The 12,009-nt window shown below is 68.8% G+C and carries 4 protein-coding genes; all 4 read left to right on the plus strand.

The genetic code is table 11. From position 1 onward, the window contains the following. Window positions 1-140: 140 nt before the first annotated feature. Window positions 141-647 (plus strand): FxsA family protein, encoded by a 507-nt coding sequence (locus ACH49N_RS37485; protein ID WP_358278236.1) that lies wholly within the window; start codon window positions 141-143, stop codon window positions 645-647. A 12-nt stretch (window positions 648-659) separates the two neighbouring features. Continuing rightward, on the plus strand, window positions 660-2,264 hold the full coding sequence (locus tag ACH49N_RS37490) for an amidohydrolase family protein (RefSeq protein WP_358278234.1): 1,605 nt from the start codon (window positions 660-662) through the stop codon (window positions 2,262-2,264). Then, window positions 2,254-3,954: an apolipoprotein N-acyltransferase gene (gene lnt / locus ACH49N_RS37495; RefSeq protein ID WP_358278232.1), complete on the plus strand. Its 1,701-nt coding sequence runs from the start codon at window positions 2,254-2,256 to the stop codon at window positions 3,952-3,954. The genes ACH49N_RS37490 and lnt overlap by 11 nt, the downstream gene beginning before the upstream one ends. A 91-nt stretch (window positions 3,955-4,045) precedes the next feature. Then, the coding region (locus ACH49N_RS37500) for an amino acid adenylation domain-containing protein (RefSeq protein WP_358278230.1) at window positions 4,046-12,009 on the plus strand (7,964 nt) is incomplete at its 3' end.

Raw genomic sequence — 12,009 nt, forward strand, 5'->3', positions numbered from 1 at the left:
TCACGGCACAACTCTCAATGTCAACTTTAGGGTTAGATTGTGAGCGGTTCGAGATCTGTGCCGGGAGAAATCTGGCGTCCTCGAACGTTGAACGGACAGACGGCCAGAGTGTCGGTATCCGCCGTTCGAAAGGGGGCGTCATGTACGCCGCAGTGTTTCTGCTCTACGTGGTGGTGGAGATCGCCGCACTCATCTGGGTGGGCGGCACGATCGGTGCGCTCTGGACAGCCTGCCTCTTCCTCGGTGGGTCGCTCGTCGGGCTGATGCTGATGCGCTCGCAGTGGCGCCGGGTGATCCAGGGGCTGCGTGCAGCCGCAGGCGGCAAGGGGTCGCCGGGTGCGGCGGTCGCGGACGGCGCCCTCGTGGCGGTCGGTTCGGCGCTGATGGTGGTGCCCGGGCTCGTCACCTCACTTCTCGGGCTGCTTCTGCTGATCCCGCCCACCCGATGGCTGCTTCGGCCCGTCGTCGTGCTTGTTGCCGGCAAGCGCGCCGCCGCCGTCGCGGCCGGCGCCGAGGCCTTCGCGCGGGCCCCACGTCGAGGCAGCGGTGAAGTGATCGAAGGTGAGGTGGTGCACGACGTGTTCGACGGTGAGGTGGTCGATCCGCAACCTCGAACCCCGACCCGTGATCCACGCCTTCTGCCCTAGCAGGCACACTAGGTGCCCGTGACTACCCAACTGCTGGTCGGCGGCCGAATCTACAGTTCCTTTGCACCAGACGCCACGTCGATGGCAGTGACCGACGGAACCGTCGTGTGGGTCGGCGACGACCGCGCAGCCCGCGCACTGCACCCGGACGCCGAAGTCGTCGACCTGGACGGCGCGTTCGTCACTCCGGCGTTCGTCGACACCCACGTCCACGTGACCGCCCTGGGGCTGAACATCGTGGGCCTCGACCTCGTCGGTGTCGGCTCGCTGCGCGAGTGCCTCGACCGGTTGCAGTCCTTTGCTCGCACCCACGACGACGCCGTCATCTGGGGGCATGGCTGGGACGACTCGAACTGGCCGGAGGGCGCCGGCCCCACCACGGCGCAGCTGGACGAGGCCGCGCCGGGCCGCCCGGTGTACCTTTCGCGGATCGATGTTCACTCCGCGGTGTGCTCCACTGCGCTGCGGCAGCTGGTCCCCGATGTGAACGGAACCGCGGGCTGCTCCACGGACGGACCGCTGACCTTCGAGGCGCACCACGCCGCCCGCACGGTCGCCCGGTCCCTGCTGACGGAACGGCAGCGGGCAGTCGCCCGCGCCGCAGCGCTCGACGCCATTGCCGCCCGCGGAATCGTCGCGGTGCACGAGTGTGGCGGTCCGGACATCGCCGGACTGGACGACTTCCGCGAATTGTTGTCCACCTCCCACGCAGTGGAGGTGCGGGGTTACTGGGGGCAGGCAGTCTCCGACGTCGAGGAGGCCCGGAAGCTCCTGCAGGACACGGGCGCTCACGCACTCGGCGGCGACCTGTTCATCGATGGCTCCATCGGGTCGCACACCGCGTGGCTCCGCGAACCGTACGCCGATGCGCCCGGCACCACCGGGAAGAGCTACCTCACCGTCGACGAGATCGCGGCCCACCTCCGGGCCTGCACGATCGCCGGCATTCAGGCGGGCTTCCACGTGATCGGTGACGCCGCAGTCCGGGCCGCGGTCGATGCCCTCGCGCTGGTGGCCGACGAACTCGGCGGACCCGCCGTCGCCGCGGCCGGACACCGGCTCGAGCACGCCGAGATGATGAGCACCGAAGACGCGGCCCGCCTCGCGGCGTGGGGTGTGATCGCCAGCGTGCAGCCCGCGTTCGACGCCCTGTGGGGTGGGACGAACGGTCTCTACGCGCAGCGTCTCGGCCGCGACCGGGCCCTCACATTGAACCCGTTCTCCGCGGCCGCGTCCGCCGGAGTGTCGCTGGCGCTGAGTTCCGACGCTCCCGTGACCCCGGTCGAACCGTGGGCGATGGTCCGTGCGGCAGTCCAGCACCGGACACCGGGAAGCGGCATCTCGCCGCGTGCCGCGTTCTCCGCTGCCACTCGTGGCGCCTGGCGGGCCGGCGGGGTCCGGGACGGGCTGGCGGGCACCCTGAACCCGGGCGCCCCGGCGTCGTATGCGGTGTGGGATGCCGGTGAGCTGGTGGTCAGCGCACCCCAGGATTCCGTCCAGCGGTGGTCGACCGATCCGCGCTCCCGGGTGCCCGCCCTGCCGCGACTCGACGAAGACGCACCCACGCCGGTGCTGCTGCGTTCGGTGCACCGGGGGAGCGTCGTCCATGAGTGCTGACGGGGGAGCGTCGTCCACGAGTGCTGACGGCAATGCACCCCTTCGATTGATCGGCGCCCGCGGTCTGCTTGTGCGCTGCGTCGTCTCGGTGGCCGCCGGGTTTCTGATCTTCGCCGGGTTTCCTCCCCGGCCGCTGTGGTTCCTGGCACCGGTCGGTGTCGCACTGCTCGTCCTGGTTCTCACCGCCGCGGGCGGGCCGGCGCCGCGACTCCGCGCCGGCTTCGGCTACGGCTACCTGGCAGGTCTGGGCTTCCTGGTACCGCTGTTGCCGTGGATCGGCGTGTTCGTCGGCGCCCTGCCGTGGCTGGCGCTCGCGGCCGCCGAGGCGGTGTTCGTGGGCCTGTTCGGGGTGGTGGCCGTGCTCGTGTCCCGGTTGCGCTGGGCGCCCCTGTGGATCGCGGCCGGCTGGTCACTCACCGAATGGTTGCGTGCCAGCGTCCCGTTCGGCGGTTTCCCCTGGGGTCGGCTCGCTTTCGGGCAGTCGGAGGGATGGCTACTGCCGTTGGCGAGTCTCGGCGGCGCCCCACTGCTCAGCTTCGGGGTGGCCTTGACGGGCGCCGGACTGGCCTCCGCCGCCGTGACGGTGTGGGCTCGGGCGCACGGCGCGGCGGACTGGAAGCGACCTCTTGCCGGCGGTCTGGCCGCGGCTCTCGCTGCCACGGTGCTGTCGGTGGCGTTGGCGCCGGCGCTCGCCGACATGGGGTCGGGGGACCGGACGATTACCGTCGCGGCAATCCAGGGGAGCGTGCCCAAACTGGGTCTCGACTTCAACGACCAACGCAAACGGGTCCTCGACAATCACGTGCGGCGCACCCTCCAACTGGCCGACGAGGTGGCCGCCGGGGCGGCGCCGCAACCGGACGTCGTCGTCTGGCCGGAGAATGCGTCCGATATCGACCCGCTGCGTAACGCGGACGCGGCCGCGGACATCTCCCGCGCGTCCGACGCGATCGGCGCGCCGATCCTGGTGGGTGCGGTGCTGGTCAACGGCGACCGCACGACGACCAATTCGGTGATCGTCTGGGACGGCGACGAGGGACCGGGCGAACGACACGACAAACGCATCATCCAACCGTTCGGCGAGTACCTGCCCTACCGCGATTTCTTCCGGCACTTCTCCTCCTACGCCGACCGGGCCGGCAATTTCGTACCCGGCGACGGCGACGGCGTCGTCCACGCGAACGGTGTTCCCGTCGGGGTCGCCACCTGCTACGAAGTGGCGTTCGATCGAGCCTTCGAGGGGTCGGTGCGGGCCGGCGCGGAACTGCTCGCCGTTCCTACGAACAACGCCACCTTCGGCGATACCGAGATGACGTATCAGCAACTCGCCATGTCGAAGGTGCGGGCCGTCGAGCACGGACGGGCGGTGGTGGTCGCTGCCACCAGCGGTGTCAGTGCGATCATCGCGCCGGACGGCTCCACCGTGGAACAGACGTCACTGTTCGTGCCCGCCGCCCTGGTGTCGGAGGTGCCGCTGCGGACCCAGCTGACTCCGGCGAGTCGCCTCGGGCCTCTGCCGGAGGTCCTGCTTTGCCTCGCCGCCGCCGCCGCGGTCGTGGCCGCTCTGGTGCGACGACGACGATCCGCCCGCCCACTATCAGGCAAAATGCGCGCCGTTCCAGAATGTGGAATGGGTGAAACGCTTCGAACCGGATGCCCGATAGGGAACCCGAGGCGTACTCCTGAGTAAGGTTTGGAAAATTCCTAGGGTCGCTAGTCACTGTCGGGTGGTGACGGGGTGGTTCGTCCGCCCGCCGAGATGAGAAACAGGGGGTGGACGGGTGGTCGACGCTGTGCCGGTTCCGCCCCTGCCTCCGACAGGTGATCTCCCGGAGAATGCCTTCCCGCTTACTGCCGCGCAGCAGGGAATGTGGTTCGCCCAGCAGCTCGAACCCTCGGTGCCGGTCAACATCGCACAGTGTGTCGAACTGGTCGGGGAGCTCGATGCGCCCCTGCTGTCCGAGTCGATAATCACCGCCGGCCGCGAACTCGGGTCCGCGTTCCTGCGCCTGATCGAGGTCGACGGTGTCCCGTATCAGGTGGTCGATCCCACCCTCGAAGCCTCGGTCCGCTTCGTCGATTTGCTGCACGAACCCGACCCACGGGCCGCCGCCAAGGAGTGGATGCGGAAGGAGTACACCGCCCCGATCGACGTGTTCCGGGACCGGTTGGTGTTTTCCGCGCTGCTTCGAATCGCGCCCGACCGCCACTATTGGTACAGCCGGGTTCATCACGTGGCCCTCGACGGAATGGGCTCGGTCACGCTCGTCGACCGAGCGGCGGAGCTCTATACGGCCACCGTCCGAGGGGTGAGCGCCGCGCCGTCCAAGGCGGCAGACTTGACGGAGGTCGCCGGCGTCGACCACGACTACCGCACCTCCGCCCGCTACGACGCCGACCGCCGATACTGGTCGGAACTCGTCGCTCGCATCGGCGAGCCGCACAGTTTGGTGGACCGCACCGCACCGGCGCGCGCCCGCAGTCGTACCACCGGGAGCCAGCTGCCCGGCACCCTCGTCGATCACCTCGACGCCGCCGTCGATCGGCATGCCTCCTCCGTCGCGTTCGAGGTGATCGCGGCATTCGCCGCCTACCTCGCACGGATGACAGGCCGCGAGGACGTGGCCCTCAGCTTGCCCGTCACGGCCCGAACCACCGCGCTGCTCCGCCGCTCCGGCGGCATGGTGTCGAACGTGGTTCCCCTGCGACTGCAGGTCCGCCCCGACATGACGAGCGCCGACCTCGTCGCCGCGGTCCGGCTCGAGGTGACGGCGGCGCTGCGCCACCAGCGGTACCCGCACATCGACATCCGCCGCGACGCCGCCGCCGACGACCAGGGCTTCTACGGACCACTGATCAACGTGATGCTCTTCCACAACGAGATCACGCTCGGCGACATCGTCGGCAGACTGGAATTGCTGTCGACCGGCCCAATCAGCGATCTGGCGGTCAACGTCTACCACGGGGTGGCCGGCACCAGCCTCAACCTCGATTTCGAGGCCAACCCGGACCTCTACTCGGAGACGGCGCTCGACACGCATCACATCCGGTTCACCCGATTCTTCGGCGAGTTCCTCACCTCGGATGCCCTTCGGCCCGGTCGGATCGGCGACCTCGGCATTCTCGACGAGCACGAACACCGCAGCCTGATACCCGCGACCGGCCGTGCCGGGTTCGCGCCGGTCACCCTGCCGGATCTGCTCGCCGGGGCCGTCCGCAGCAACCCGGACGGTGACGCCCTGGTCGCACCGGGAACGGAAGCGTCCGCCGGCGTCCTGAGCTACCGCGCCCTGGACGAGACGTCGAACCAGCTGGCGCGACTGCTGATCGACCTGCAGGTCGGCTCCGAGGTCGCGGTCGCCCTCGCGCTGCCCCGCTCGCTCGACTCGGTGTCGAGTGTGTGGGCGGTGGCGAAAACCGGGGCTGCCTTCGTTCCGGTGGATCCCCACTATCCGCGCGAGCGGATCCTGCACATGCTCGAAAACTGTGGGGCGCCGATCGGCATCACCACCGCGGCCCTGCGCGCCGACCTGCCGGACTGCACACACTGGATCATCCTCGACGACAACCAATTCCTGGCCGACCTCGCCTCCTATCCGACCGATGCCGTCGTCGATGCCGACCGCACCGCGGCGCTGTCGCTGGACCACCCTGCGTACGTCATCTACACCTCGGGGTCGACGGGCCGGCCCAAGGGTGTGGCGGTGACACACCGCGGTCTGGTGAACCTCGCCGCGGACGAACGCGACCGGCTCGGGGTCACACCGGACTCGCGGACACTGCATTTCGCATCCCCGAGCTTCGACGCCTCGGTGTTCGAGCTGGTGATGGCGGTGTGCGCGGGAGCGACGCTGGTGATCGCGCCGACCAAAATCTACGGTGGCGACGAGCTTGCCGAATTCCTCTCCGAGCAGCACATCACGCACGCCTTCTGTACCCCCGCGGCCCTGGCGTCGCTCGATCACCGCTCGCTGCACGATCTTCGGACGATCGTCGTCGCGGGCGACGTGTGCCCACCCGAGCTGGTCGCTCGCTGGGCACCCGGGCGGACGATGATCAATGCGTACGGCCCGAGCGAGACGACGATCATGTCCTCCGCCACCACCGCTCTGACGGCCGGACAGCCGGTGAGCATCGGAGCACCCACCGTCGGCGTGGATCTCGTGGTCCTCGATCATCGGCTGCGGCCCGTTCCCGCCGGGGTTCGCGGCGAGCTGTACGTTCTCGGCACGAGCCTGGCCCGGGGTTACGTGCACCGTGCCGGGCTGACGGCGGAACGGTTCGTGGCCTGCCCGTTCGGAACGGGTGGACGGATGTATCGCACCGGCGACGTGGTCCGCTGGGTGTCCGCAGCCGACGGGACACCGGTGCTCGACTTCCTCGGCCGCAGCGACCATCAGGTCAAGATCCGCGGGTTCCGCATCGAACTCGGCGAGATCGACGCGGCCCTGTCGGCGCATCCGCTGGTGGAGTTCGCGCACACGATCGGCCACGAGGGCGCCGGAACCACACGCCTCGTCTCGTATGTGCTGCCCGCGCCGCACTCCGTGGTCGACACCCGGGAGCTGGCCGAGTTCGCCGGACGGAGCCTGCCCGCGTACATGGTGCCGTCCGCGATCATGGTCCTCGACTCGCTGCCGCTCACGCCGGCAGGCAAACTCGACCGCAACGCCCTGCCCGCGCCCGTTTTCGCCGAGCGGTCCGCCTCGATCGTGGGCCCCCGGTCCGGCACCGAGGAAGTGCTCGCCGGGATCTTCCGGGACGTCCTCGGCGTCGACGACCTGAGCGTCGAGACCAGCTTCTTCGAACTGGGCGGCAACTCGTTGATGGCCACCCAGGTGGTGTCCCGGGTCGGGTCCGCGCTGCAGGTGCGGATCGGTGTCCGCGACCTCTTCGAGTCGCCGTCGGTGGCCCAGCTGGCCGTCGCCGTGGCCGAGTCGACGTCGCACACTCTCGCGCGACCGGTTCTGCGGCCGCGGGAGCGCCCGGATCGGGTGCCGTTGTCTGTTGCGCAGCAACGGATGTGGTTCCTCAACCAGTTCGACCCGGCGTCTCCGGCCTACAACCTGCCGATCGCCCTCCGGCTCACCGGGGACCTCGACCACGACGCCCTCCGGTGGGCACTCACCGATGTCGCGGAACGTCACGAAACGCTGCGCACGATCTTCCCGGACAATCCGGACGGACCACACCAGGTGGTCCTGCCGTCCGGCGCGGTGCTGCCGCCGGGCGCGCCGGTCGCGGTGGACGCCGAGTCCCTCACAGCCGCAGTGGCGTCGCTCGGGGGCACCGGCTTCGACCTGACCACCGATCCACCTCTCCGTGTGGGGCTCTTCCGCGAGGCCACCGACCGTCACGTGCTGGTTCTGGTGGTTCACCACATCGCCGCCGACGGGTGGTCGATGACGCCCCTCGCCGGCGACGTGATGGTCGCCTACGCGGCGCGTGCCCACGGGCAGACACCGTCCTGGGCGCCGTTGCCTGTGCAGTACGCCGACTACGCGATCTGGCAGCGCGACATGCTCGGCTCGGAAGCCGATCCGGATAGTGTGGCGGCCCAGCAGCTGAGCCATTGGCGGGGCGTTCTCGCCGGTCTGCCGCAGGTGCTCGACTTGCCGATCGACCGTCCGCGCCCGGCCCAGATGTCGCATCGCGGCGGTCGAGTCGGCTTCACGGTGCCGGCCCTCGTGCACGAGCACTTGACGCAGCTGGGTCACCGCACCGGCACCACGCCGTTCATGGTGACGCACGCGGTCCTGGCGGTGCTGTTGCACCGCCTCGGTGCCGGCTCGGACATCGTGATCGGCACCCCGGTCGCCGGCCGCGGTGAGGAAGAACTCGACCACCTCGTCGGCATGTTCGTCAACACCCTGGTGCTGCGGACCTCCCTGGAACCGGACGACACGTTCGCCGACCTCCTCGGCCGTGTCCGCACCGCCGACCTCGCCGCGTTCTCGCACGGCGACGTTCCCTTCGAGCGCCTCGTGGAGGTCCTCAGCCCGGAGCGCTCGTCGGCGTATCACCCGCTGTTCCAGGTGATGCTCTCGTTCCAGAACACCGCGACCACCCGTGTCGAACTCGACGGCCTCACCGTGGAGGCGGCCGAGATCGACGTCCACATGGCTAAATTCGACCTCCAGCTCACCGTCGTGGAGCACGTCGATGCCGAGGGCCGGGCCGCGGGCATGTCGATGGACCTCTCGTACGCGACCGACCTGTTCGACGAGCGCACGATCGTGGCGATGGGCGCACGGTTCCGCAGAATTCTCGACGCCGTACTCGACGACGACCCGGTCACCGTCGGCGACATCGAGCTGCTCGATGCACCGGAACGGGCCGCCCTCGACGCGCGCAATGCCACCGACCATCCCGTGCCCCCCGACACGTTGGTGTCGCTGTTCGCTGCCGGTGCCGCCGCGACCCCCGACGCCGTGGCACTGGTATTCGAGGACGAGTGGCTCACCTACGCGGAGTTCGACGAGCGTAGCAACCGCCTTGCCCACCACCTGGTTTCGGAAGGTGTGGGACCGGAATCGGTGGTCGCCGTGGGCATGCGGCGCTCGCTCGACCTCATGGTCGCCATCTACGCGATCCTGAAAGCCGGTGCCGCCTACCTACCGGTCGACCCGGACCATCCGGTGAACCGCACCACGTATGTTCTGGAGACCGCGCAGCCGGTATGCCTCCTCACCCGCAGTACAGAGGGCGTCGAGTGGGTCACCGATGCACCGATACTGCACGTCGACATTCTCGACCTGTCGACCGGCGAATCCGGGGCGGTGCCGGTGGCGCCGGCTCCCGAGCACGCCGCTTATGTCATCTTCACGTCGGGGTCGACGGGACGACCGAAGGGCGTCGTAGTCACCCACGGTGCGATCGTGAACCGGTTGTTGTGGGCGCAGGATGAATACGCCCTGACTTCCACCGACGCGGTGTTGCAGAAAACGCCGGTCACCTTCGACGTGTCGGTGTGGGAATTGTTCTGGCCCCTCCAGGTCGGCGCGACACTGGTGATCGCCGCACCGGACGGACACCGCGACCCCGAGTACCTCGCCACGCTGGTGCGCCGACACCGCGTCACCGTCATGCATTTCGTGCCCTCGATGTTGTCGGTCTTCACCGCCGAACCGTCCGCAGCGCACTGCGATTCGTTGCGTATGGTCATTTGTTCGGGTGAGGGGCTGACACCGGATCAGGCCGCGAAGTTCCGGGCCATCAGCGCAGCCGACCTGCACAACCTGTACGGGCCGACCGAGGCCGCGGTCGACGTCACCTTCTGGCGCACCAGCGCCGCAGACACCGTTACGGTGCCCATCGGCCGACCGGTATGGAACACCCGACTGCACGTGCTCGACGGCCGGTTGCATCCGGTGCCCGACGGGGTGGCCGGTGAGCTCTACCTCACGGGCGCGCAGCTGGCCCGTGGTTATCTCCGCCGTGCCGATCTGACGGCAGACCGGTTCATCGCGGATCCGTTCGCGGTGGGCGCCCGGATGTACCGGACGGGCGATCTGGTGCGACTCCGCCCGGACGGTGCCGTGGAATACCTGGGCCGCACCGATTTTCAGGTGAAGCTGCGCGGGCAGCGCATCGAACTGGGCGAGATCGAGAGCGCCTACGAATCGCACCCGGACATTCGACGCGCAGTGGTGACGGTGCACCGCGACGACCGCGGTCAGGAGTCCCTCGTCGCGTATGTCGTGGGTGAGGAGCGGGTGAACCCCGCCGCAGCGCGCGAGCACGTATCGGCTGTGCTGCCGTCCTACATGATTCCGGCCCATATGGTTCCGCTCGACGGTCTTCCTGTGTCGGCCAACGGCAAACTCGACCGGGCCGCGCTGCCGACCCCGGTCATCGAGGCCGTGAGCACCGAATATGTGGCACCGCGGACCGCCGTCGAGATCGCAGTCGCCGAGGCGGTCGCCGACGTACTCGATCTCGGCCGGGTGGGGTTGACCGACAACTTCTTCGAACTCGGCGGCAACTCGCTCGTGGCCACCCGCCTGGTGTCCCGGCTCCGCAGCGCCGCGGATCTTCCGGTGTCGCTACGCGACGTCTTCGACGCGCCGACCGTCGGCGGGCTCGCACAACGATTCGACGGTGCCGATCGCCAGGTCCACGCCGACGTCCCAACGCTGTCCGCTCGGGCCCGGCCGGAGCGGGTGCCGTTGTCTTCCGCTCAGCAGCGGGTGTGGTTCCTCAACCAGTTCGACACCGGCAGCCCCGTCCACAATCTCCCTCTCGCCGTGCGGTTCTCCGGCGACCTGGATATCGCTGCACTCGGTTGGGCCGTGTACGACGTAGTCGAACGGCACGAATCGCTGCGCACCGTCTTCCCCGATTCCGACACCGGACCGTGGCAGCGGGTTCTCGACCCCGACGAGGTCGACGTCGAGGTGACCGTCACCGAGGTGGACGTCGACCGACTCGACCACGCGATCCGTCAGTTCGTTCTCGCCGGTTTCGATGTCACTACCGACATCCCCGTGCGAGCGCGGCTCTTCCGAACGGGAGCCGGCGAGCACGTCCTCGCGTTGGTTCTCCATCACATTGCCGCCGACGGCTGGTCGTTCGCTCCACTGTCCCGCGATGTGATGATCGCCTACGCGGCGCACAGCGCCGGACACGACGTGCCGTGGTCGCCGCTATCGGTGCAGTACGCCGACTACACCCTCTGGCAGCGCGAAGTGCTCGGTGACGAGGACGACCCGCAGTCGCGGGCGGCGCAGCAACTGACGTACTGGGACACCGCGCTGGCCGGGCTGCCGGACAGCCTCGACCTGCCCACCGACCGTCCCCGACCCCCGGCCGCGTCGCAGCGTGGTTCGACGCTTGCCTGGGACATTCGCGCCGATCTGCACGAACGCCTTCTGGCGTTCGCCCGCACACACAACGTAACCCTGTTCATGGTGGCGCATTCGGCGTTGGCGCTGCTCCTCAGCCGGTTGAGCGCGTCCCGCGACATCGCGATCGGCACCCCCGTCGCAGGCCGCGGAGAACGGGAACTCGACGACCTGGTCGGCATGTTCGTCAACACCCTCGTCCTGCGGACCGAGGTCGACCCGGCGATGTCGTTTACCGCCCTGCTGAACCACGTGCGTGAGGTCGACCTCGGAGCCTTCGGTCACGCCGAGGTGCCGTTCGAGCGGCTGGTGGAGCATCTCGATCCCACCCGCACCACCGCACACCATCCGTTGTTCCAGGTGGCGCTGTTCTTTCAGAATCATGCGCCCGCGCATCTGGAACTGCCGGGGTTGTCGGTGTCGAGTGAGCCGATCGTGCCCGATGTCGCCGCATTCGACCTGCAGCTCGTGCTCAGCGAAACCCATGACGGCGGCCGCCCCGGCGTGATCGGGGCGCAATTCAATTACGCGGCAGATCTTTTCGACGAAGCCACGATCTCCGGCTTCGCGGCGCAGTTCGTGCGCATCCTGGATGCCGTCACCGCCGAACCCGGCATGGCGGTCGGCGACGTGGCGATCACCGATCCGGCTGTGTGCGCCCGGGAGTTGACGACCTGGAATGCCACTGACCATTTCGTTCCGGCCGGGACGTTGCCGGAGTTGTTCGGGGATCGGGTGGTGCGGTCTGCGGGTGCGGTGGCGGTGGTGTTCGAGGGTGGGTCGTTGACGTATGCCGAGTTGGGTGGTCGGGCGAATCGGTTGGCCCGGTATCTGATCGGGTTGGGGGTGGGGCCGGAGTCGCGGGTGGTGTTGGCGATGCGGCGGTCCCTGGATTTGGTGGT

The sequence above is a fragment of the Rhodococcus sp. NPDC019647 genome, from assembly GCF_044389235.1.
In the GTDB taxonomy this organism is placed as follows: Bacteria; Actinomycetota; Actinomycetes; order Mycobacteriales; family Mycobacteriaceae; genus Rhodococcus_F; species Rhodococcus_F oxybenzonivorans.

What these genes read in the sequence shown, in the direction of transcription:
- lnt (WP_358278232.1), top strand. Translation starts at nt 2,254, where the DNA reads ATGAGTGCTGACGGGGGAGCGTCGTCCACGAGTGCTGACGGCAATGCA.
- ACH49N_RS37485 (WP_358278236.1), top strand. Translation starts at nt 141, where the DNA reads ATGTACGCCGCAGTGTTTCTGCTCTACGTGGTGGTGGAGATCGCCGCA.